We start from the raw sequence: 24,379 nt of genomic DNA, 5'->3' as shown, positions 1-24,379 counted from the left end.
TTTGCAGGCTATGGTTTAAAAAAATCGTTTCTGAGGAAAAGCAAGTGGCTTCATGAAGACTCGCTACAAATACCAGTTCTTATAACGGTGTAAGGCTTCCAAAAAGTAGTAATCAGCATAAGTTAAAGGCACATCGATTTCCGATTTATGTGGAATAGAGCCCACACTATGCATCAAAAGAAAACCACCGTTCTCTCCTAATTTTGCACGATAAGTATCAGAAGCCAATGAGCGAATCATCTTTTCTGCCGCAGCCACATAAATTTTGCGGTCTTTTTTATTGACATACTGTGCCAACTCCAATAATGCTGAGGCATTCACCGCTGCTGCTGAAGCATCGCGATAAGTATTTGGGATACCTGGTGCATCATAATCCCAATAAGGAACCAGATCTTCAGGCATATGAGGATGGTTCAGCGTAAATTTAGCAATACGTTTAGCTTGCTCCAGGTAACGTTTATCTTTGCTAAAGCGGTACATCATGGTATATCCATACAATCCCCAGCTTTGTCCTCTGCTCCAGGCAGACTCATCGGCAGCGCCTTGTGCCGTTTGTTTTTTCACCACTTCACCCGTTTTCATGTCATAATCCACCACATGGTAAGAACTGAAATCCGGACGGAAATGATTTTTCAAAGTAGTATTGGCATGTGTAATTGCCACATCTCTATATTTTTTATCGCCGCCATGATCTGAAACCCAGTACAGCAATTCCAGGTTCATCATGTTGTCGATGATCACTGGTCCAGCCCATTTTTTGCTCGAATTCCAGGATTGGATCACTTTTGCCCCAGGGCGATATCTGGTGGTTAAAGAAGCCGCAGCAGTATCGATGGTGGTTTTATAAGCAGGATTTTTAGTAATGCGGTATGCATTTCCAAAGCTGCAATACATCATGAACCCCAGGTCATGGTTTCCGGTATAGTGTTTTTCCTTTTCCAGGATTCCCAATCTGGCAGTAGCCTCTTTCAGGATTTCCGGATCCTTGGTATATTCATAGATATAAAATAAAGTACCCGGGTAAAATCCACTACACCACCATTTAGTATCACTGGTTTGTACTTTATTTTTCTCAGCGTTATAAGTTTGAGGCATCACATCTGCCGGAACGTTCTTGCTAAGTACTTTATATTGCTGGTCAGCAAATTTAAACTGATCATCAATTAATTGTGCCATTCCTTCTTTTGAAGGTGGATTCTGGGCCATCAATATCCCAGTATTCATGATTAAAAAACTAAAAAAAACTACGAGCTTCCGCATAATTTACTGTTTAATTCAAAATTTATATTTAATTTAATTAGGTTCTGTTGTTTAGGTATTCTCTTCTCCTTTATTGACCGTCATTTCTGGTATAGCTTTAGTAGTCCCATAATCAAAGTCTTTCAGGAAGACATTCTTCTGATCAGGTCAACTGGAATCACATATGGTTTTTGCTCTAGTCCAACCTCCTGCATTCTGTTTTTCAGTTGTTCTATCAATACGGAAACAATCTTTTGCCCAACCTTCGTGGGATATTGCTCTATGGTAGACAAAGCCGGAGTAATGATAGAAGTTCTGGGATCATTTGAATAACCGATAATTTTCAAATCCTGTGGCACCTGAATTCCATTCTCTTTAGCATATTCCAATGCAGCAATTGCGGTTACATCATTAGCAGCAAAGAGTGCATCAGGCTGTACAGTCTCTGAAAACAGTTCAGCCATAGCTTCTTTTGCATTTTCATGCGTCAGTTCCTGATGAAAAACCCATTCTGCCTTTACAGGCAGCTGGTACTGTTCCATCGCCTTCCTAAAACCCGCAGTGCGATCCTGATAAAGATTAGAGCTCAATTTGCCGGAAATATGAGCAATTCGCTGGCTTCCAGTCTCAATCAAATGAGTAGTTGCCAAATACCCGCCACGGAAATCATCTCCTTTGATATAGGTTGCAGGATAAGAATTCAGGGGAACCCGGTCATAGAAAATCACTGGAATTCCAGTGTTCAACAGCTTATCAAAATGGCTGAAATCCGTAGTTTGTAAAGTGCAGGCTACAATCAGTGCATCCACTCTCGAAGCATACAGGATATCTGCTAATTCTTCTTCCATACTCAGTACATCATTAGACTGACAGATGATCAGGTTATAACCATATTTATGCAGCTCGTTCTGAATGGTAGTGAGTACTTCCGCATGAAAAAACATAGAAATACGTGGAACAATCAGTCCAACGGTATGGGTTTTATTACTCCTTAATCCGGAAGCCATTTGGTTCCTTCTATATCCCAACTGGGCCGCCATTTTCAACACATCATTTTTTGTTTTCTCTTTAACATGTGGATGATTGTTCAGCGCTCTTGAAATCGTTGCCGGAGAAAGTTTCAATGCATCTGCAATATCAAGAATGGTGTTTTGCTGCGGTTTTTTATCCTTACTCATCTATAAAACTGAATTACGCTTAAATTAAGCACAGGCAAGCTAGTCAATTCTTTCATAATTATGAAAACGTTTTCATAATTTACAAAAAGTCCTTCCCTACATTATTTTGGCAATATATTAAGCGTAATTACCGTTAACGGGCTAATTTCCATCAAAAGTGATAACTTCCAGCTTTCTTAGGAATTCTTACGTGGTATTACGTATCACGAAACCTTAAATTTTTCTTTATGACCGTTGGCCTTTTTATCCCTTGCTACATTGACCAGTTCTACCCGAATGCAGCAATCGCCACCTTAAAGCTCCTTCAAAAATTAGGAGTCAAAGTATCTTATCCCCTACAGCAAACCTGTTGCGGGCAGCCGATGGCCAATTCAGGATTTGAACACCTGACCACTGGATGCAACGAACTTTTCATAGATAATTTCGCTGAATTCGACTATATCGTTTCCCCATCAGGAAGCTGTGTATTGCATATAAAAGATCATTTACACAGTAAGGAGCAATCGGAAAAAGCAATTGGCATTCGTAAAAAAGTATATGAGTTAACAGAATTCCTTACAGACATTCTAAAGGTAGAAGAATTAAATGCAAGATTCCCTCATAAAGTAGGCGTCCACCAAAGCTGCCACGGCCAACGAGGATTAATGATGTCTCAAATGACAGAACTGGTGGCTGCTCCTTTTTCAAAACCTTTACACCTGCTAAACATGGTGAAAGACCTGGAATTGGTCGAATTGAGCCGCCCTGATGAATGTTGCGGATTTGGAGGAACATTTTGCGTGGCAGAAGAAGCTGTATCTGTTAAAATGGGCAAAGACCGGATTAAAGACCACCTCAGTCATGGAGCCCAATACATCACCGCAGCTGATATGTCCTGTTTAATGCACATGGAAGGAATTCTACGCCGCGGAAATAGTCAGGTAAAAGTGTTACACATTGCAGAAATCCTAAATGCAGAAGAAATTTAAGAAAATGAGTAAAGGAACAAAGGACCACGCCGCATTAGCTGACATTTTTAATCAGGATGAAGCCCGCGTAGACTGGCATGATGAAACCTTATGGTTTGTACGTGCCAAACGTGATAAAGCCGCAAATACCCTTTCTGAATGGGAAGCACTCAGAGAAAATGCTTCTCAGATTAAAGACAATGTACTTTCCAACCTCCACGATTATTTGATGGAGTTTGAAAACAATGCGCAAAAAAATGGCATTACCGTACACTGGGCGGGTGATGCGGCTGAACACAACAGAATTGTCCATGCCATATTGAAAGCCAAAGAAATCAACAGAATGGTAAAAAGTAAGTCTATGCTGACTGAAGAATGCCACCTGAATGAATATTTACACCAGAATGGAATTGAAGTCATTGATACCGATCTTGGTGAGCGGATTGTACAGTTAGCAGAAGAACCACCAAGTCATATTGTACTACCTTGTATCCATAAGAAAAAAGAAGAAATCGGAGAGTTGTTTCACGAACACCTAGGCACTCCTGAAGGGGCTTCAGATCCACAGTTGCTTACTGCCGCCGCCAGGTTACACCTCCGCGAGAAGTTCCTGACCAGAAGAGCAGCCATTACCGGAGTCAATTTTGCCATCGCAGAAACCGGCGAGTTTGTGGTTTGCACGAACGAAGGAAATGCCGATATGGGTGCACACCTTTCTGAAGTACATATTGCCTGTATGGGTATTGAAAAAATCATCCCTAAACGTGCACACCTGAGTGTATTTTTAAGGTTATTGGCCAGAAGTGCAACCGGTCAACCGATTACAACCTATTCCAGTCATTTCCGTACGCCAAGAAAAGGACAGGAGATGCACCTGATCTTGGTAGATAATGGCCGAACCCAGCAACTGGGAAGAGCGGATTTCCGCAATTCACTAAAATGTATCCGTTGTGGTGCCTGTATGAACACTTGTCCGGTGTACCGCAGAAGTGGAGGACATAGTTACCATACCGCCATTGCTGGCCCGATTGGAGCCATTTTAGCCCCCAATCTGGATATGAAACAATATGCAGATTTACCTTTTGCTTCTACCCTATGTGGCTCCTGTACGAATGTTTGTCCAGTGAAAATCAACATCCATGAACAGCTTTACAAATGGCGACAAGTTATCGTGAAGGAAGGGCATGCAGATCCTAAAAAAACGGCTGCCATGAAAGTCATGGAATTTACGCTCTCTCACCCAGGTGCTTATAGAACTGCAGGAAAAACAGGCCGCTGGGTATTGAAAAATACCCCTTTCCTGGTCAACAATAAATTAAATGCCTGGTACAGTCAGCGTGATATGCCAGTGCCACCACAACAGTCATTCCGTGAATGGTATAAAAAGAACAACCATGAGTAGCAGAGCCGAGATCCTTGCCCGTGTTAAAGAAAACCAACCTGCTTTAACCAGTTTACCCGCAAATTTAACTGCCCTGGTTCAATATCCCGATCCTGTAGACATGTTTGGAAAGGTACTGGATGGAATCGGAGGAACGATGTATGTTGTAAAAGATGTTGAAGAAATCGGCTTACAGATTAAAACCAGGTTTGCCCATTTACCAAGAGTCATTTCCACTATTCCTGAACTGAAAAACCTGACTGAAAAAGATTGGGAGGACTTAGCCCCACATAGCTATGAAGATGTAGATGTTGCGATTATTAAAGCACATTTCGGGGTTGCAGAAAATGCAGCACTTTGGGTAACAGAATCCCTCATGGGACAAAGGGTGATCCCTTTTATTTGCCAGCAGTTAGTGGTCGTAGTTCATCAGAAAGATATTTTATCCAATATGCAGGAAGCTTATCAACAAATTGCAGATTCCAGTTATGGTTTTGGAGCTTTTATCGCCGGTCCTTCAAAAACCGCTGATATTGAGCAATCATTAGTACTTGGTGCTCATGGTCCTAAAAACATGACGGTTTTTGTAATTGAATAACCTATTCCTATTGGATTTTTGAAGGAGCGTCAACTGGCAAGGTGAAAAAGAACCTACTTCCTTTGCCAGGCTCACTTTCAAGCCCGATTTTCCCATGATGACGCTTCACAATATCCGCGCATAAATACAAGCCGATTCCAAAACCAGAAGCATTTTTAACTTGCATATCATCGATCCTGTAATAGCGGTCAAAGATTTTGTTAAGGTGATTATTGTCGATCCCAATCCCCTGATCAGTTACAGAAATCAGAACTTCATTAGCGCTTAAGCTTGCAGACACCAGTACTTCTCCTCCCTGAGGAGAATATTTAATCGCATTGCTCACCAGGTTATCCACCACCTGCGTGATTTTATGCTTATCTGCATAAAGCAGTGGGAGCCCCTCAGGTTCAAAACTAAGGGGATGGTTCTTTTCCTGGAACCGGTAATCGTTCAGCACCTCTTGAATCAATTCATTCAAATTGATCATTTCCTTTCTGAGTTCCGTCTTATTCATTTCAATCCTGGAAAGATCCAGGAAGCTGTAAACGAGTTTGGTCATTTTATTGATCTGCCCTTCAATCCTGGTTCCAACACTTTTTATAAAGCCCGGATCACTGGCCGCTTTACTTGATTTCAATAACTGCGCATACGCTTTTAAAGAGGTTAAAGGAGTTTTGAGTTCATGACTTGCAATGGCAATAAAATCATTTTTTTGTAATTCCTCCTGCTTATGCTCCGTGATGTCCATAACCGTACCAAGCATCCTGACGGGTGTTCCACTCTCGTTAAAAATCACCTTTCCATTTACACTTATCCAATAAATGACCTCATCTGCTCTTTTAATTCTGGCCTGATAGCTGTACTTCCCAGAAATCAAAGCACTTTGAAAAGCCTGTTCCACAATACTCCTATCATCAGGATGGATGATCGCGCGAAGCTCAGCAAAACTCAGATTTGTTTTCCCTGGCACCCCAAATAAATCGGCAAGCCTTGCAGAATATATAATTTCTTTGTTTTGTAAATCAAGATCCCAACTTCCAATTCCTGTTGCTTCAGAAGCCAGCCGAAGCCGTTCCTCAGCATTTTCAATTGTTTTCCTTGTAAGTACCTTTTCCGTCACATCATTCACTACTGAAAGTAAACCTGTTACTTCCTGACCTTTACCAAATATAGGTTCCAGGTTGAGGTCAAAATAGAAGGTCTCCATTTGTCCATCACGCTCGTATTTTACAGGAGATTCCCTACCCTGATAGGACTGACCACTGGAAATCACCCTTTCGAAAATCTCCCGATACCCAAACTCCAGCATCGAGGGCAACAACTTAAAGATGGACTGTCCAAGAACTTCCAACGGACCTCCTTTTCCCCAGATCTTACAAATAGCCTCATTCGCATATTCAATAACAAAATCATTTCTGGCATACAGCGCCATCCCTATCGGGGCTTTCATAAACATTTTATGTAAACGCTGCTGTTGCTGATGGAGGTTTTCTTCAGAAGTATTTGCCATCTCTTTCAACATCACCTGGGCAGTCACATTATCTGTGGTATTGATGATATAAGCTACATCACCATTCCCGTCCAGCACAGGTTGATTAGAATTCGACCAATATAAAGGTTCCATCTTCCCTGTTTCACTAGAATAAATATCATATTTATAAATAGGAAGATCAACGCGTTTCTTCGTTCTGATCACTTCCTCCAAAGCATTAAACGCAAATTCTCTGGCATAAGCATCTCTTGTTCTGCCAGAAAACACCTCCAAAAGCTTTTGCCCCAATAAGGCTGTCCTGGGTTTTAAAGAAATTTCAACAAACTGATCGCTGACTGCTAAGATGGTAAAATCAGGGGCGTTAGCTTTAAAGACCACCGACTGTGGAGATGATTTAAAGAAGTTCTGGAAGTCTGCCCCGGAGTAGAAACAATCACTGGAATCCTTAGAAGGCCTGCTGTTCATGTTTACCAAAATTTAGCTGAGATTAATACCATTGAATCAACAAATAAGCTTTAAAACTAACTTGATAACGCAAAATGGAATATTAAGTTTTAAAAACTCCACACAAATTCCGAGTAAAAGCCACAATAACCTGAACAACAGGTATCCACTTTTTTTATATTTTGGGTAGTTAACCTACGATCTTTTTAGTAGGTTCCCGCAATAAAAACCAATGAACCATTTCTTCTTTAATGAATTTCTGGTAAAAGCCCAATTGCATCAATGTTTTGGTAGAAGCCGCATTAATGTGCTCACACTTTGCGGTAATTACTTTTACTTCGGGTTGCTTAAATGCCCATTTGATCAGGGCTCTCCCAGCCTCTACTGCATAGCCTTTACGTCTTTCTGAGGCTAAAATCCCATAGCCAAGATCAACATGACCATTTTCATCCGGCCCACCTTTAAAGCCCAAATCCCCAACTATCGTTTTTCTTTCTTTATCAATGATCATCCAGGATTCAAAGCCAGTAGGCGCTGTAACCAGTTCAAGCGCCATGATGACTCTGGGCAAACATTCGATCAGTTCCTGATCAGGCCAGCCTTCAGCTAAGTTCAGGCCCATCTTTGATAAGGAAGTAAATTGTCCGTCCATAACCTCCCTGGCAATCTCTGTTGTAAATGGAAGTAAATAAAGACGTTCCGTAGTTATCTTTTTTGATTTCATGACTATACTTAGCTCAATAATAAGAATATTTTAGTCTTTTAACTATATTGCAACCAAATATTTTAAAAAAATTAAAGAACTTTTATAAATCTTTAGTTATCAGCAAATTTGCGGCGCATAAGGGCTCCGTAAAATACAGTACACCAATTACATGAAAATTTTCGCAGAAACAGATCGTATTATTCTAAGAGAAATTACCATGGAGGATAGTCCCTCCATGTTCAAAATGGATTCAGATCCTGAGGTCCATAAATACCTGGGTAATAAACCTTTTAAAAAAATCGAAGAGTCCGAGGATAATATTCGCTTCATCAGACAACAATATGAAGACAATGGCATTGGCAGATGGGCTGTAATTGATAAGGCCAGTAATACTTTTGTTGGCTGGGGAGGTTTGAAATTTATCACCACACCAATCAACAACCGCAACCACTTTTATGAGGTTGGTTACCGTTTTCTAAAAGAATATTGGGGCAAGGGCTATGCCACTGAATCGGCTAAAGCCTCCTTAAAATATGCATTTGAAGAAATGAAACTGGAAACCGTTTATGCCATGGCACATGCAGAAAATGCAGGTTCCCGTCATGCCCTGCAAAAATCAGGATTGAAAATCACAGGTCATTTCGACCATGAAGGAATACAATGCGACTGGTTCGAAATCAGTAAAGCAGACTGGTTAAAGCTCTAAATAAAAAAAGCACTATATCAAAAGATGTAGTGCTTTTTTTTTAAAATCATGGAAATCCGAATACCTTAGTCAACAATCCTGTTCCAATCCGGATGACGTTTCAAATAAGCGGCAACCAATGGACAGAGCGGAATCAACTTATAACCATTGTCTTCTATATAAGCCAATGTCTTTTCTATTACTGCTGTAGCTGCGCCTTTACCTTGTAATTCTACAGGTGATTCTGTATGAATCAACCAGATCTTTTTATCGCGCTCTTTGTATTCAATAAAAGCAGTATACTCGCCAACCTTCAACTCAAAACGATGTTCTTCCGCATGCTTTATCAAAGGAAGACTTACATATTCTTCATTCATAGCTTTATGTTTTAATTAATCAGCCAATACGCCAAATTTACCCATGTTGAAATCAACGATTGCCTGACTGATTTCTTCATCTGTATTCATTACAAATGGGCCGTAACTCACGATAGGTTCGTTTAATGGTTCCCCACTCATCAGTAAAATCACACTATTTTGATTGCCTTTCAAATGAATCTCTTCCCCTTCATTAGCAAACAAGACATAATTATGTTCTCCTACACGTTCATCATTTACCTCTACACTTCCACTGATCACCAACAAAGCGGTATTATGTGTAGCAGCAACCTGAGTACTTACAATTCCACCTTCATTCAATTTAATATCAAACAAATTTACTGGACTATAAGTTTGAGCAGGTCCTGCAATGCCATTGAAATTTCCGGCGATTACATTTACGATACCTGCGCCATCTGGCAATTCTAGCTTACCCATTCCGGCAGCAGCCAACTCCTGATAATGTGGCGCTACTGATTTATCTTTTTTAGGTAGGTTCACCCATAACTGTACCATTTCAAAAGGACCGCCTTTTTTAGAAAATGCCTCTTCATGGTATTCTTTATGCAAAATACCGTTACCAGCAGTCATCCATTGAACATCACCTGCATTGATTACCCCATGACTACCTGTACTGTCATGATGCGCTACGCTTCCTTTATAAGCAATAGTTACGGTCTCAAAGCCTTTATGGGGATGGACACCAACACCTCTTACATGATTAGAAGGACCAAAATCATACTCAGGATTAAAGTCCAGGAGTAAAAACGGGCTGATTCTTTCCTGAGGGATACCTGCTCCCGGGATATAATTAAATACCCTAAACCCATCACCAACCATGTGTGGTCTGCCAGAATTTGTCACGATTTTTTCAATTACCTTTTTCATTATATTTCTCCTTTTTTAGCAACAATCAATGTCTCAGGAATCAAGCTTAAACTTGTTTAACCCTTAGCGAATTAATTATTGTATACAAAGATACCCCGGCTGAAGTCATCGTCCATTGATGTAGGTTAAGAAGTGTTGTTTTCAGCTGCGTCTCCAATTTTATGGTTGGCATTTTTCATAATCGTCCTGATCGCCTTGTCCAGCTCATCAGAAGAAGATTTCAAATGCCTGATGTAATCTGACAACACCTCATCTGATGAATAAACCTCCAGAAGTGATACCAGGCCCATTATACGGGCTAAAGGCGCACGGATTTCATGAGCCTGAATCCAGGCAATTTCCCTCAACTGACTATTCTGTGATTCTATCGCTTTAATATGATTAATCCGCTCTGTAATGTCCTGCATCGATCCAATCATACGAATGGGTTTTGCTAATGCATCAAAAACAATAAAAGACCGGTCTAATACTGTTTTATATGTACCATCTGCACAACGGAAACGATACTCTAATTTTAATCTTACTTTTTTATTTGTACTCAGCAGATCAAACTCGGCCAGAACCATGTTTAAATCATCAGGATGGATCCGATCTAATAACCAGCTCCGGCAATTGTTCGTATTACTGTAACCAAAAACCTCTTTAATCCCATTATTCCAAATAATATGTCCGGAAGCCATATCCCAATCCCAAATCACATCACTGGTGGCCTTAGACACAATGTTATATCTACTGATGCTTTCCGAAACTTTTCTTTTATTCTCTATATCTTCTGTGATATCCCTTGAATTACAAACCATCCCCAAAACTGCGGAGTCCTCCAACATATTGGTCATAATGGTTTCCATCCAACGATATGCTCCCTGGTTATTCTTAAACCGGAATAAGGGAATGGGCACCTGTTTATGTTTCTTGATCTGATTAAATTGTCGCCTGGTTTCCTCCTGATCATCGGGGTGGATAAACTCAAAAATGTGCTTGCCCAGCATTAGCTCAGGATCAAAGCCCAGAATTGCAGTTACCGCCGGACTCACATACTTATAAAGCCCGTTAGTATCTACAATAGCAATCAGATCTGATCCATTCTGAACCATTGCTTTGAACCTTTGCTCACTAATAAACAAGGCATTTTCTGCCCGGATCTGTTGGGTACGATCGATCACTAAAGCCAGGCATGAGGCAGAATCTTCAAATAGCACTTCATTACTTTCAACTGTGACATAGACCAATTCCCCATTCTTTTTACAATGACGGCTCAGCAGTTGTCCTACATCACCAATATCAGGACTTTCCACAAAAACCTCTTTTCTCTCCTCCCGATCTGCCATAGGGCGTAAATCAATAATGGTCATTTTTAGAAATTCCGGACGCCTGTACCCGTAAAACTTTATGGCAGCTTCATTTACATCTAAAAAGCGTAGTGTTTGCTGGTCATATACCAATTGTGGAACCGGGCTGAGGTTAAACAAGTCAATATACCTTTGCTTTTCCCTTTTCAATTGGACAGTGGCTTCCTTATGGGCAGTAATGTCTTTGAAATAAACAGACAATCCTTCACCAGAAGGAAAAGCCGCAACTTCAAACCATTTCCTTTGAGGTTTAAAATATTCCTGGAAACGTACGGAAGTATTTTCTGCTACTGCACGATGGTATTCTTCGTAAAATTTAAGCGGAATGGCCTCCGCATAAACCTCCCAGAGATTTTTTCCAATGATGTCCTTTCTGGGCATTCCCAGCATCTCTTCTGCCTCTTTATTCCAGTAGGTCACCACCCAGTTGCTGTCTAATTCAAAAAAACCATCTGTAAAGCTCTCCAGGATATTGGATATTCGTTTCTGATAAGCCTTTAACTGCTTTTCGAAAGGAAGATCTGAAGGTGGAGCACTAACATTTTTCATCCTGATTTAGCTTAAAATCGATTCAAATGCAGTCCAAATACTGAATTCTACCTACAAAAAAGAGATGGGCAATAAAGCTTGGCTACATCAATTCGCAAGCATTTAGTTCTATCTGATATTTTCAAAAATAAATAATTAATGAACTATCCCTGCGACAGATCTTTTATGCTTAATTTTTAATACAACCAATTAAGCAGTAACATTGTTTTTATGAGAACAACAAAAAAATATCGCTTATAGTAAATATTCCAGCTCAAACAGGAATAAAAAGGAACATTTAGCAATAACTTATTTTTATTTATTCTTTAGGATTTCTGCTATCTTTTGAATCTACCTTAGATTTCCCAAATGCTCTGTTAACTGGTACATTAGGCGTATAAATCTGTAAACGAAGATCATTCAATATCTTTTTCAATTCCTTCATCAGTTCGATCAGCAAAGCCACCTGATCATCATCGCGGTTAAGCAATCTAAAGGATTCATCACCATTCAGTTTAAACTGTTTTTTCAGGACCAAAGGGATTTTATTACTCTCGGCAGTCATAGCACAAGCATATAAAAATAAGCTATGAATCAATTCCGACAAGGACCGTTCGTAAGTTAACCTCAGTTTTTTATAACTCTGGCTACGTTTAAATATCGCCTGATAGGGCCTGAATCGCATCCCTTCAAAAACATATTTAGCAGATTGTGAATCCTGATATTCATTAATCCCAAACCAGGTATTCAAATCAGTTTTAGCATTGCCTATCAGACTAAAAACTTTGATGCAGCCCTGAACATATGGATCCTCTACATCATCGAAGAAAGCTCCATCTTCAATCGGCGATTCCCATGGGTTATTAAAGTCCTTCGCGTATTTCTTAAAAGATTTTTTAAAAGCAAAATAATAAACAAATTCATAAAAATCTGAATGAACAGAGGCCATCAACATACTGAGGCCTCTGATACAAGTATCTAAATCGAACGGATCATTTGCAGAAGTTTTCATAATCATTTATGACTAAAACCTACATTGGTGTCCTCTAAATATACAATTATATTTAAATTCCTAATGATCCTGGGTAGTTTTTAAGCGTAGGCTAATGACAGGGATACCATCCGCCATAGACATCTGTGACTTGTTGAGTTTAAGTTTCAGCGAGTGACCAGTGGCCGCGTCTGAAATCACAGGCGCTCCGGTTTCCAGCATACTACAACTGATCAGCGCTGAGGGATTAAATGGTAAGATCAATTCTTCGGAAGTCAAAGGTTTAATGATACTTACAAACACTTCACGTTCTCCTTTTTTCTTCTTGCTGGATTCGGTAAAGACTGTTCCTGCCGGAGCTGTAAGGCCTTTCAAAGGTTGGGTATCATATACTGCTGCTCCATTTGCCAGCAACCATCCCCCCATTTCCCTAAGCCGGTGAATTGCGGCTACTGGCATCCTGCCATCAGGCATAGGCCCTACATTTAAAAGGTAATTGCCCCCTTTGGCGGTATTGCTGACCAGGTATCCCAACATTTCTGTCGCCGATTTCCAGCTATAATCTGTCGAATGCCAGCCCCAGGAATGTACCATCGTTGCCGGAGTTTGCCATGGTCGCTCTAAAATCTTATCCGGATACTGGTTGTCGTGCATTTCTAAAAAGTCGATGTCATCACCCGGCCCCTGATAGCGGATACGCCCATTGATCAGGCATTTGGCACTCCATTTTCTAACCAGAGCAATCAGCTCATCCCTTCGATGTTCAGTAATTTTATTGGGCTCATCCCAGGTGTCAAACCATAATAAATCAGGGTCATAGCGTTGAATCAATTCTACCACCTGTGGTAATGATTTCTGTTGCCAGTATTTTTCGAAATCTGCATCAGTTCTTTTCACCTTACTCCATTCCGGCCAGTCTCCACCCGGATGTTCCCAATCCTGCCAATGAGAATAATAAAAGCCAAACTTCAATCCATATTTTTTACAAGCTCTGGCCAATTCTCCAAGAATGTCGCGGCCTTTCAGCGGACTATTGGCAATATCAAAACTAGAAACCTTACTGTCCCATAAAGCAAAACCATCATGGTGTTTGGCAGTGATCACAAAATACTTCATCCCCGCATTCTTAGCTTCCAGTATCCATTGATCTGCATTGAAATGAATTGGATTAAATTGCCCCGCCAATTGCTGATATTCTTTTGGTGGAATCTCTAAGCGTTGTTGAATCCATTCTGCATACCAGCTATTTCCATATTTGTAGCTGGTATCTGGCAATTGATGCCCCTTATAGTGGCCACCTAAAATGCTATATAGTCCCCAGTGAACGAACATTCCGAATCTGGCTTCTTTGAACCAATCCGCAGGATGGGCAGGATCAATAGTTTTTTTAAGGGTACGCGATTGTGCGAAAGTTCCGGTTAGAAACAGGAAGACGACATAGGTCGTGAGTAATAATTTTCTCCTCATTTTGTGTGTTCTAGGTGATTCATTTGGCTGTTCCAATTTACTGATTCCTCCTAAAACACGACTTTAAATCCTAAAATAAATCGCTCATCTTAAATCACAAAACAAATTCAACCTTTGATATGCCTAGTCATGATAGGCAAATCATCGAGAATAACATTGAAATGTTCTTGCTCCTTAAAAAGCGCCAGAAGCGAAATGTGATGATTCAGCAAATCCCGGTAAAAATGTACTGTTGAGTCCAAACTATTTATTGATTTTTTTTCTTAAACACCATGCTCTGAATAAATTTTCGATAATAGTACTTCTCCTCCGAAATTTTATAATCTGCTCCCACAAAATAAGGCAGCATATTGATCAACTTTGAGGCTTCTACATTTCCGGCGAATTTAAAAAAATGATACATCAAGGATAAAAAAGCTGTTTTCCACCAGGTTCCATTTCTTCCAGTAACTTTTCCCTCCTTCCTTTCTCCCAGATTAAAATCCGTGTGCAACCAGAGTCCCTCATTTTTAAGCAAGTTATCCAGCTGTTTAAAGACCATCGCTGCGCGTTCAGGTGCAAAATTATCGAATAAGAAAGGTGTACAAATTACATCAAAACGCTGGTCACTGGAAAAATCTTCAATCCCAAGATGAACAAAATCTACCTGATTCCCTCCAATTTCCCTATTCATCGATAAAGCCATCATTTTTGCTGAAATCTCAACATAAACCACCACTAAGCCTTCCGGCCGTAGTTTAGCAATTTCCTCCAGAATCCACCCTGTACCACCCCCAACAATTAATACCCTCCCCTTTTCTGGAAGAAAGCGTAACTGATGAACCTGTGCATTCACTTGTGATTTAAAAAAAATCAGCCGACTCAGGGAATCATAATAACGGGCGATATGGTCATAGTTATTTAGCATAAGCTTCCCATATTAGGTTTGATGAGCTAGGTTAAAGGCATAAACTGCATAGCGAGCATACCACAAATGGCTTTAAACAGAATCAATCCATCGATCACCATCAGATAATATAAGATATTTTTCCGACGCCTCATCGTGTAGGCAATATAAATAGTCAGTAAGAAGGGTAGTAAATTCAAAAGAAAGGGAATTGGACCAAATCCTTTATAACTTACAAATATGAATAAAGCAATGATTCCTACGATTAACAAAGGAATAAGTATGTAAAAAATGGTTTTTCTTAAGCCATACTGGACAACAAAGGTTTTCAAATGTTTATTCGAGTCTGTGGGATAATCTTTGATATCGAAAATAATTGCATTCACCGTGCAGAACATCCAGTTTTTAATGAACAGCCAGGTCCAGAGTAAGGGATCATGATAATCCACACCGGTTTCAATTTTAAGCATGATTAAAGGCATTACATTAGCACAGCAAGCCCATACAAATCCAATTACAAAAGCCTTTAGCCAACCCGTGTTACGCAAATTCAATTGCCGGAAAGATTTTGGCAGTAAACCATAATAAAGTGCAGCAGCAAATACGATGATGCCAATTGCGCCCCAGTACCTTGCCGGAAGAGCCAGAATATGGTGGTAATTCTGATAGAGTAGACTGATGGCAAGGCCCAGGCATACCGTAAACAGAATTGCCTGACTCCATTTGATAAAGGTTTTATGCTTAAAATACCATAAACTTCGCGGATTGTTCGCTACAGGCTGCCCGGACATTTTATGATAAGCATAGGTATAGTATATCGTTGGTGCTAGGAACAACAACAAATAATAGTTGAGGGAATTGTAAGGTAATTTTAGCTGCATCGTTGCTTCCAGCGTTAATGCAACAGCCAGTATGCCAACAAAGTAATTTCCAAAAAATATAAACCGAATAATCTTACTACCCATCAAAATATAAGATCAGAAGGATCTATGATGCCAATTTCGGATATAAAAAGAATATTTCAGTATAAACCTTTTATTTTTCTGGCTTAACCGAGCTCAATAAGCTTCAAAGTTATTGCAATTCACACAATACAATACTCTTTGATCTATACCATAAAGCATGCACTCAATATTCCTTCTTTCCTCAATAATTTGTCGGGCGTGTTTCAAAGCCTTTTCTATACTTTCAAAAACAGTATAAATTTTTTGATTAGGATATACGGCATAATTACAGGACTCATCTAAAAGGATTCCTGTATGAATTTCAGCCCGTACCAAAGCCACTTCTTTAATGTTCAGTACAGGAAATTTTTCCAGGTTCCCTCCCCCCTCATTCCTGTTTTTCCAACGAATGACAGTAGATTGTAGCCATTTTTTTAAACGGGTATACAAGGAGTACCGGTAACGCACTGGTTTTTTCATGAGATGTAATCGAGAATATGTCGTTAATTTATTATTGATGAAAATTACGTATTATTTTTATAAATGAAAAATGAAAGCCCTCCCTAACATAGGATTTCTTCAGGGAGGAACTGGGCAATCAGTATGGTCTTCAATCAGCCTGACTGCAGAAGGACCCTGGATAACCTTAAAATAAGACCGGTTCAAATTCTTACAAAGAATGGCCTGATTCCCTATAGAAAATACTAAATTGAGCGTAAATACGAATTGATGGAACCTAATGACGTAAAAATATCCCGTAAGAAACCAATCTTCCCTGTCTCCCCTTCCTTACAAAAGTACCTGAAAAGCTACCAAAGGGAGTCCAGACTTCCCATCAGTTATAGCGATCTGATGATGTTTGATGAATCCTTTCCTATTATGGATAAATACGGAAGAGACTCTTTGTGGGAAGGACCGATTTACTCTTCTGAGCGTATTGAAAATCTGCACAATGGATTGAAAGTGATATATGCGAACTTAAAAGCATCGGGCAACCTTAGAATCGTACAACATAAATACATTGATAAAATTGAATATTGCACCTTTGGCAATACCCATCCTTTCAGGATCCGGATTGTGAACCGCTTAAATGATGTTTATGATTATTTCTATGTGAAACAAGCCGATGCTTCCCGTATTTATGGACTGGAGCTAGAGGAGATCCTTTCTCCAAATCAGGTAAATTACCTGGTAGACCGTGAAACACTGATTGAAGAACATATTGCCGGAATACCTGGTGACGTATTTGCAAAAACCTATTTACACCATCCGGAATACAACCAGACCCGCATTGCCAAGGAATTCGTGAAATTTAATGAGCGCTGTTTAGTGATGCTCCTGGGGGATATGAGGGCCTATAATTTTGTCGTACAGATTACCCCGGATTTCGATGACATCCAGTTTAAAATCAGAGCCATTGATTTTGACCAGCAGTTTTATGAAGGAAATGTAAAGGTATACCTGCCACAGTTTTTTAAAGAAAACTATCCCTACGTTAAATTATGTACTGAACAGCTCACGGATAAAACTTTTCTGCAATATCAACAGGAAGAAAAATCGTCAATCCTGCACAGGGTCCGTAGTGAGCGACATCGACTGGCGGATTTAAGAGATGTATCCAATGAAGATGAATTGACTACCCGGGAAAATACAAACAGTTTAAAACTCGGAATGGCGGCTCATTTTGGAGACAACCAATATCTGGAATGTGAATCCATGACAGACATTATAGAGTTGAATGTGAAAAATATCATCCGGCAAGTGAAATTATAGGCAGGAAAACTCCTGCCTATAATTGATGGTTAAATTCTCATTTTAAGGAAATTCATTAGCTTTTTTTGATCATCACTACACCATTGGTGTTGTCATTGACATCACCACGAACCTTTGCTTTGATTGTATATACTGCTCCGGTCTCATAATTATCAATTTTGAAACTATACTTGTTATTGCTGGCCTGACTGCCGGTAAAACCTTCATGTACGTCTTCTACCACCTTTTGCCCGTTTTTAAACACTTCTACCGACTGGATCTCTAAACGTGAATCTCCTTCCGTGTACCAGAAATGAAGTGCATAGCTGCCATTACCATTGATTTTTCCTGAGCTATTCATTTCCAGCACAGCAAATTCTTTCCCCTGCACATTCTGAGGATTCCATTCGGCCAACAACTCTCCGTATTTTCTAAACTTATCCCCTTTTCCCGGGAAATAAAAGGGTAGAGAAAACTGACTTCTATTCCGTACGGTAATGGCATAAAAATCTTTCAATTCCGGTACTGTCACTGGCTGGGTGTAAACCGCAGAAAATACATTTGGAATGCTGCCATCCGTACTGTAACGAATTTCCGCCCCATCTACCAGGTTTTCCAGTTGAATCACATATCCCTTTGCGTCCTTAACATTACTGATTAATTTTGGAAGGGGTACACGGTAACCAATTCCTGCTGCATCATATCTACTGTATTGACTGCGCATCCGGTTTTGAAAATCATTCCAATTCTGTCTGGCTACCGGTGTCCATAATACCTCTGCCAACGCAGACATCCTTGGAAAAGTCAGGTAATCGAAGTATTTCTCCGAACGGTTTTCATTCAATAAAGGAAGCTCCTGAAGAATGGTCCCATGAATAAACTGGTCTGACCATAAAGTAGCGGATGCTCCTAATATCAATGGACGGTACTTCTCGTCCATTCCCTCCAACATTGGATTCAGCTGGTATACCTTTTCTAAAGAGATCGGAGGCAACCAACCCGCTGCTTTAATTTCTCCCGGGATCGCACTTTCTGCTACATCAAAATAGCAATAGCCGGTTAAGGACATCACCGAATAATGTCCGGCTTCAGCGGCTTTAAATGCTTTCCTGGCATCGTGCCAGATCATCCCAACTGCTTTATCTTCCAAACCATCTTCAATAATCTCATCCCATCCTACAATGGTTTTTCCATAATTAGTCGCAATTTTCTGAACACGCTGATTGAAATGAACACGCAGCTGCTCCTCCGTTTTCAAACCAAGTTCATTTTTTTTCTTTTGACAAAGCGGACAAGCTTTCCAACGCGTATAAACAGCTTCATCACCACCAATATGTAAATACTTTGAAGGGAATAGTGCAACGGTCTCTTTGATGATATCGTCAATAAATTGATAGGTACTCTCTTTACCGGCACACAATAACTCTTTACTGATAAAGTGTTGCCCCGGAACTTCATATTGCTCCCCGGTACAACATAAATAAGGGTAAGCAGCAACTGCCGCCTGTGCATGAGCCGGTAATTCCAACTCCGGAATGATATCGACATTTCTCGCCATACCATATGCCACAATTTCCTTCAAATCCTGCTGTGTATAATAACCTCCCTTACGATCCGGCCCGGTACCACTGAAACCTCCAATCTCCGTCAGCTTTGGATATTTTTTCATTTCTATTCTCCAGCCAGAATCATCTGTCAGGTGGAAATGTAAAGCATTCATTTTGTACATGGCCATCATATCAATGAACCTCAGTACATATTCTTTTGAGAAGAAATAACGGGCTACGTCCAACATCATGCCCCTCCATGGATACAAGGGCTCATCAGTAACAGAAGCACCTTTTATCTCCCATTTCTGGCCTTTCTGACGTTCTTTATGATAAACTTGTGGAGGTAACATCTGAAGTAAGGTCTGGATACCATAAAACACTCCGGCACTATTATTCCCTTTTATACTGATCTTGTCTTTGTTCACATTGAGCTGATAGCTTTCTTTGTTTGTGGATCCTGAAACTCCGGTGCTTAAAGCAATGCCATTCCCTGGTTTAGCCGATTCTAACAACACAAAGTCGTATCCCGTAGCTGGAGACAATGCTGCAACCAACAACTCTGCCTGTGGTCTGAGGCCTTTGGTATAAAAAATTTTAGTCTGTGGCTTCAGAAGAAATGGGCTTCCTGTTGCCACTATTTTCTGAGGGAGCGGTACAATGTTAAACTGAGCCAGCACTGGTGATGCAGCCATCCATAACACCGCGAGTAAAAAACGCGCCTGATGTTTGATCTTCATAACTATATTTGGTTTATTTTAGTTGCAGACTGCTCTTTTTTAGAACGGTCTGAATACAATTCTAAGCAAATATTAACCAAAAAAAACCTTGTAAAAACCATGAACAGGTACACAATCGTTTGCATTAAGCATTGCAACCGTTTGCGCAATTTATGAAAGAGGGAATGAAATCTGCCAGTATACTGATGACTACAAGTAATCCAGTATTTTCTCCATAAGCTCAGACTCCTTGAAAGGTTTAATGAGGTAATCATTTAAGCCTGCAGAAAGGTACCTTTCATGCGATTCACTACTAATTTGTCCGGTGATGGCAATGATTGGTAACTGAGATTTTTGAGGATCATTCAAGGCACGAATTCTTTTTGTCAGCTCTATCCCATCCATTTCAGGCATCTGAATATCAGTAAGCACCATATCATACTTCCTTGATTCCAGGAAGGTCAACGCCTCCTGTCCATTACTGGCAGTATCAAAACTGATTCCCATTTTCTTAAAAATCATTTTGATCACCAGGAGGTTCATTTCCGAATCGTCCACCACCAGCAAATGAAGATTTTTAAAACGATCACTATTGATAACCGGAGCCTTTTCTACATCGATTTCCTCACTATCCTTTTCCGCAATTGCATATGGAATTTCCAATGTAAAAGTTGCACCTTTTCCCAATGTACTTTCTACGGAGATTTTACCTTTATGCATCTCTACCAGCTTCTTACTTATGGCCAGCCCTAAACCTGAACCCTTTTGCCAGTCGCTTCGTTTAGAATGGATCACTTGTGAGAACTCATTGAAAATCAAAGGAAGATTATCTGAAGAAATCCCAATTCCCGTATCTTTCACTTTAATCACTAAGGTAATGTGCTTTTGTTCTGCTTTTTTAACGCTCACCTTAATGCTCACCTTCCCCTTATCCGTAAATTTAATGGCATTAGCGATCAGGTTCATCACCATTTGCTTTAAACGGTAAGGATCACCATCGATTAATAAATCTGGAGCTTTGTCCATCAATAGCTCTAAAGTCAGGTCTTTTTGGTCGGCCAGAATTCTGGCAGTGGCTGCAATATCGGCTATGACCTTTTTATAACGGAATGGGGCTTTGGCCAATGCCAGTTTACCGGTTTCCAGTCTGGAGAAGTCCAGCACCTCATTAACTGCCGATAACAACATGGAAGAAGAGTTGTCAAGGAGTTTCGACATCTGCTGTTGGTCTTCATTTAATGGTGTAGATTTCAACTGTTCAGATACTCCGATAATTGCATTTAGCGGGGTTCTCATCTCATGACTAATGCTGGTAAAGAATCTGGATTTGATGACTACCTGCTCTGCTGCCAGCTGATTGGCTCTTAAAGTCTTATCATAGGCCCTATAGAGCTTCCAGATCAACAGAATGATGGCAAAGTAAGAAAATACACTGATCCAAAAGTTGATTTGTCTGGACCTCCCAATCGAGTCAAGGGAGCTCGCTGCTCTACTTTTTAAAATTGTTTTTTTGAGTTCTGCATTGATCTGCTCTTTATTTCTGAACTCCTGAAACAGACGTTTCACATTTTGAAAAATGCTCTCATTCAATTTCAGAATCTGTTCTTCCTTTTTGGTCAACACCTTTCGGTTATTTTTCAGATCATCAAAAACACCAGCGTAAAACCGCTCAATATTATCCAGTTGTGTCTTATTATAATCTTCTATATCTGAAGCGGTTTGCTCATAGGTAACTTCGGTACTTCTGGTCTTGACCGAGTCTTTTTTTACTTCTTTATTCGAAATGGCATTCCTCAACCTTTTAAATAGTTTTTGCCTGGGAGCCGGAGCCGCAGTTACCAATTCCTCTACCCTGGTGACTTTCTTCAGCATTGCTTTAGGATAAGTCTTCAGTTTTGGTTTATCCCCCCTGATCTTCAACAATTCCAGCTCTACATTGATGTTATTTAAAGAATCTGTGAGCTTTTTGAGCGCTCCGTAAATGGTCATCTGCCCACTTTTATTTTTAAAATCACCATCTATGTCTCTGGAAATATGATGACCATCTCCGGCAGACAAGTCCTTTAGCAAACTGGATATCAGACGAATATCTCGCGTATATTTTTGAAGATAGGTGGTATCCCAGAGTGTAGTATACATTCTGAAATTGTTCTCTGCAGTTTGTAAACTTAAGGTGATCGTATCTAATTTTGAGATTCTTAAACTATTATCTTCCAGTTCCTGAAGACTGGAAACCAGTGTTGATTGCTCGCCACGCTGCACCACCGAATTCCGAAACAGAAAACCTATAACTAAAATAATTACTGCAGAAATGAGAAGGAAAGAGCGTTGCTTGTTTTTCATTGATAAAAAAAAGATCAATATGAATTAGGACCGGAGAGCCGGTTCCTGTGATTGTTTTCAAAGTTAAACATAATTTATAACAACGCTAAAACAACAGTATAATTATAGATAATTGACATTAGATTGTAACAGTTTGTTTACTTCCACACAACATAAAGCCCAAAACAGGTTGGCATTTTTCTTCACAGGAACCATAAAAACCACCTTCTACGCGATGCCCTGAGGCAGTTTCCTTTCCCCAGAAAAACTCAGCAATGGCTAATGGTCTGAGCTGATGTGTTGCGGCATAGTCCAGCAATTTCGGTGCGCAGCAATCGCCCGTACCTACAGGAATTCCTTTTTTCAATTGAAAAGCCTCTTCCAGACTTCGTTTTTCCCCCTTAAAATTATGAAAGGTATAAAGCGCATTCAGTTTCGCCAGAATCCCATGAGAGACCAACCTTCTTTCGGCCAACTTTAAATACCATTCCTTTGATTCCTTAGGAAGTGTATCAATAAAATCAGTTAGAGGATGCAGGTCCAGATTTCCTGCTTCCACAGTAGCCACGAACGCATGTTCATCTACCAATGGAGGTACCCAACCTGCCACATTCCATACGCCATTGTGACGGGAAGAGAAGGCACGAAGAATCACTTCCTTTCCATGCTGATCTTCACAAACCAGAATCCCAAACATCCTACCCCTCATTTTTGAATACAAAATATCAGTCGATAAACGCGGATCCGCCATGGCCAATGGAATATCAAAATCTATTCTTTTATGCTTGGCCAGTTGATCCATTAGCGCCTCACAGTGAGGAACAGCAAGTGATGAAGGCAATTCATGAATTTCTCCACAATCTTTACAGTAACCGAAACAAGACATAGCATTTTGAAAAGAAGACAAAGATATTAAAAATAAAACAATTGATTTGGATATACGTAGTCAACTACGTAGTTTTACCATGTACAATAATTAAAAGCAATGGAAGTACAAATCGCACAAATAAAAAATGAAGCTGCAGCAGCGATCATTGACCTGGTATTACCCATCCAACAAATTGAATTTCAGGTGGCCATCACCTTAAGTGATCAGCCGGATTTACTAGACATCGACAATGTCTATTATAAAAGTGGCGGTGCTTTCTGGGGCGCTACTGTGAACAAAAAACTAGTGGGAACGATTGCGATGATCAAATTTGACGACAAATCCGTAGCGCTAAGGAAAATGTTTGTCAACAAAACATACAGAGGAAAAGAACTGAGCATTGCACAACGATTACTGGAAAACCTGATGACACATTGTAAAAACAATGGAATTGAGCATCTTTACCTCGGAACAGTTCCGGTGCTACAGGCTGCCCTCCGTTTTTATGAGAGAAATGGCTTTCAGAAAATGGAAAAATCAGACCTGCCATCACAATTCCCATTGATGGGGGGAGATTCCGTATTTTATCAATTAGCCCTAAAATAAACATGAACGTCATTGACGAACTTGGTATCCTGGCCCTTTCTACACGTTTACAGCGCTTGAGTGAACAACTCCGGAAAGACGGTGCCCTACTCTACAAAACCTATGAAATTGATTTCGAACCGAAATGGTTTCCGGTGATTTATACACTACATCATAAACAACCACTGGGCGTTGTAGAACTGGCCACGGAAATCGGTTACACCCATCCTTCAACAATAAGCTTGTTAAAAGAACTGGAAAAGCAAAAACTAATCCGCTCTAAAAAAGACAAAAGAGATGAGCGCAAGCGATTGGTTCAACTGACAGCTAAAGGGGAGGAATTGATTGCTAAAATGCAGCCAGTATGGCAGCTGATGACTAAAATACTAACAGAGGTAACCGATACGCAAAACAATCTGCTCAAAGCCATCAGCGAAGCAGAAGATAAATTGAAACAACAAGGCTTTCTTCAAAGGGCCTTACAGGCAGCGGCTTCTCATTAGG

At 40.1% G+C, this 24,379-nt stretch carries 22 protein-coding genes; 7 read left to right on the top strand and 15 right to left on the bottom strand.

What is annotated here, in order from left to right; all coding sequences use genetic code 11:
* Positions 1-63: 63 nt before the first annotated feature.
* Positions 64-1,224: a glycoside hydrolase family 88 protein gene (locus R2Q94_RS09700; RefSeq protein ID WP_316821255.1), complete on the bottom strand. Its 1,161-nt coding sequence runs from the start codon at positions 1,222-1,224 to the stop codon at positions 64-66.
* Between the two features lie 158 nt (positions 1,225-1,382).
* Positions 1,383-2,417: a LacI family DNA-binding transcriptional regulator gene (locus R2Q94_RS09695; protein WP_316821254.1), complete on the bottom strand. Its 1,035-nt coding sequence runs from the start codon at positions 2,415-2,417 to the stop codon at positions 1,383-1,385.
* Between the two features lie 227 nt (positions 2,418-2,644).
* On the opposite strand from R2Q94_RS09695, the gene R2Q94_RS09690 reads away from it, so the two are divergent.
* From R2Q94_RS09690 to R2Q94_RS09680, 3 genes are read left to right on the top strand one after another with little or no spacing between them, the layout of a single operon-like run.
* A complete protein-coding gene (locus tag R2Q94_RS09690; protein WP_316821253.1) occupies positions 2,645-3,385 on the top strand; it encodes a (Fe-S)-binding protein in 741 nt (246 codons plus the stop codon).
* Between the two features lie 4 nt (positions 3,386-3,389).
* Positions 3,390-4,766 carry a LutB/LldF family L-lactate oxidation iron-sulfur protein gene (locus tag R2Q94_RS09685; RefSeq protein ID WP_316821383.1) on the top strand — a complete coding sequence of 459 codons (1,377 nt, stop codon included), beginning with the start codon at positions 3,390-3,392 and terminating at the stop codon, positions 4,764-4,766.
* Complete coding sequence (locus R2Q94_RS09680; RefSeq protein WP_316821252.1) at positions 4,759-5,343, top strand: lactate utilization protein C; 585 nt, start codon at positions 4,759-4,761, stop codon at positions 5,341-5,343. Before R2Q94_RS09685 ends, R2Q94_RS09680 begins: the two co-directional genes overlap by 8 nt.
* 7 nt (positions 5,344-5,350) lie before the next feature.
* Here R2Q94_RS09680 and R2Q94_RS09675 read toward each other — a convergent pair whose 3' ends face one another.
* Both R2Q94_RS09675 and R2Q94_RS09670 read right to left on the bottom strand, forming a co-directional pair.
* Positions 5,351-7,282, bottom strand: a complete 1,932-nt coding sequence (locus R2Q94_RS09675; protein WP_316821251.1) for an ATP-binding protein — start codon at positions 7,280-7,282, stop codon at positions 5,351-5,353.
* A 169-nt stretch (positions 7,283-7,451) separates the two neighbouring features.
* A complete protein-coding gene (locus R2Q94_RS09670; RefSeq protein WP_316821250.1) occupies positions 7,452-7,985 on the bottom strand; it encodes a GNAT family N-acetyltransferase in 534 nt (177 codons plus the stop codon).
* Positions 7,986-8,136: 151 nt separating this feature from the next.
* Here R2Q94_RS09670 and R2Q94_RS09665 point away from each other — a divergent pair, with 151 nt between their 5' ends.
* Positions 8,137-8,673, top strand: coding sequence for a GNAT family N-acetyltransferase (locus R2Q94_RS09665; protein WP_316821249.1), 537 nt, complete (start codon positions 8,137-8,139; stop codon positions 8,671-8,673).
* A 65-nt stretch (positions 8,674-8,738) separates the two neighbouring features.
* On the opposite strand, the gene R2Q94_RS09660 is transcribed toward R2Q94_RS09665, so the two are convergent.
* From R2Q94_RS09660 to R2Q94_RS09625, 8 genes are all read right to left on the bottom strand, one after another.
* Positions 8,739-9,029: a GNAT family N-acetyltransferase gene (locus R2Q94_RS09660; protein ID WP_316821248.1), complete on the bottom strand. Its 291-nt coding sequence runs from the start codon at positions 9,027-9,029 to the stop codon at positions 8,739-8,741.
* Positions 9,030-9,044: 15 nt separating this feature from the next.
* Positions 9,045-9,917, bottom strand: coding sequence for a pirin family protein (locus tag R2Q94_RS09655; RefSeq protein ID WP_316821247.1), 873 nt, complete (start codon positions 9,915-9,917; stop codon positions 9,045-9,047).
* 125 nt (positions 9,918-10,042) lie between these two features.
* A complete protein-coding gene (locus tag R2Q94_RS09650) occupies positions 10,043-11,815 on the bottom strand; it encodes a PAS domain S-box protein (RefSeq protein WP_316821246.1) in 1,773 nt (590 codons plus the stop codon).
* A 298-nt stretch (positions 11,816-12,113) separates the two neighbouring features.
* A complete protein-coding gene (locus tag R2Q94_RS09645; RefSeq protein ID WP_316821245.1) occupies positions 12,114-12,806 on the bottom strand; it encodes a hypothetical protein in 693 nt (230 codons plus the stop codon).
* A 60-nt stretch (positions 12,807-12,866) separates the two neighbouring features.
* Entirely contained in the window at positions 12,867-14,252 is a 1,386-nt protein-coding gene (locus R2Q94_RS09640; RefSeq protein WP_316821244.1) for an alpha-L-fucosidase, read from the bottom strand.
* A 247-nt stretch (positions 14,253-14,499) separates the two neighbouring features.
* Entirely contained in the window at positions 14,500-15,159 is a 660-nt protein-coding gene (locus R2Q94_RS09635) for a class I SAM-dependent methyltransferase (protein ID WP_316821243.1), read from the bottom strand.
* A 26-nt stretch (positions 15,160-15,185) separates the two neighbouring features.
* Positions 15,186-16,103: a UbiA family prenyltransferase gene (locus tag R2Q94_RS09630; RefSeq protein ID WP_316821242.1), complete on the bottom strand. Its 918-nt coding sequence runs from the start codon at positions 16,101-16,103 to the stop codon at positions 15,186-15,188.
* A gap of 93 nt (positions 16,104-16,196) precedes the next feature.
* Positions 16,197-16,562, bottom strand: coding sequence for a hypothetical protein (locus tag R2Q94_RS09625; protein WP_316821241.1), 366 nt, complete (start codon positions 16,560-16,562; stop codon positions 16,197-16,199).
* A gap of 249 nt (positions 16,563-16,811) precedes the next feature.
* Between R2Q94_RS09625 and R2Q94_RS09620 the strand changes: the two genes are divergently transcribed.
* Positions 16,812-17,855, top strand: coding sequence for a hypothetical protein (locus R2Q94_RS09620; RefSeq protein WP_316821240.1), 1,044 nt, complete (start codon positions 16,812-16,814; stop codon positions 17,853-17,855).
* A 55-nt stretch (positions 17,856-17,910) separates the two neighbouring features.
* Here the strand turns inward: R2Q94_RS09620 and R2Q94_RS09615 are convergent, their stop codons facing one another.
* The 3 genes from R2Q94_RS09615 to R2Q94_RS09605 all read right to left on the bottom strand — a co-directional run bounded on the left by R2Q94_RS09615 (position 17,911) and on the right by R2Q94_RS09605 (position 23,308).
* Positions 17,911-20,121: a beta-N-acetylhexosaminidase gene (locus R2Q94_RS09615; RefSeq protein WP_316821239.1), complete on the bottom strand. Its 2,211-nt coding sequence runs from the start codon at positions 20,119-20,121 to the stop codon at positions 17,911-17,913.
* A 189-nt stretch (positions 20,122-20,310) separates the two neighbouring features.
* On the bottom strand, positions 20,311-22,443 hold the full coding sequence (locus R2Q94_RS09610) for an ATP-binding protein (RefSeq protein ID WP_316821238.1): 2,133 nt from the start codon (positions 22,441-22,443) through the stop codon (positions 20,311-20,313).
* Between the two features lie 118 nt (positions 22,444-22,561).
* Positions 22,562-23,308 (bottom strand): hypothetical protein, encoded by a 747-nt coding sequence (locus R2Q94_RS09605; RefSeq protein ID WP_316821237.1) that lies wholly within the window; start codon positions 23,306-23,308, stop codon positions 22,562-22,564.
* Positions 23,309-23,407: 99 nt separating this feature from the next.
* On the opposite strand from R2Q94_RS09605, the gene R2Q94_RS09600 reads away from it, so the two are divergent.
* Positions 23,408-23,896 carry a GNAT family N-acetyltransferase gene (locus R2Q94_RS09600; RefSeq protein WP_316821236.1) on the top strand — a complete coding sequence of 163 codons (489 nt, stop codon included), beginning with the start codon at positions 23,408-23,410 and terminating at the stop codon, positions 23,894-23,896.
* A gap of 2 nt (positions 23,897-23,898) precedes the next feature.
* Positions 23,899-24,378, top strand: coding sequence for a MarR family winged helix-turn-helix transcriptional regulator (locus R2Q94_RS09595; RefSeq protein ID WP_316821235.1), 480 nt, complete (start codon positions 23,899-23,901; stop codon positions 24,376-24,378).
* The last annotated feature ends 1 nt before the right edge of the window (position 24,379 follow it).

The sequence above is a fragment of the Pedobacter gandavensis genome, assembly GCF_032678465.1.
GTDB lineage: Bacteria > Bacteroidota > Bacteroidia > Sphingobacteriales > Sphingobacteriaceae > Pedobacter > Pedobacter gandavensis_B.
This window is presented reverse-complemented; position numbering and strand designations above follow the sequence as displayed.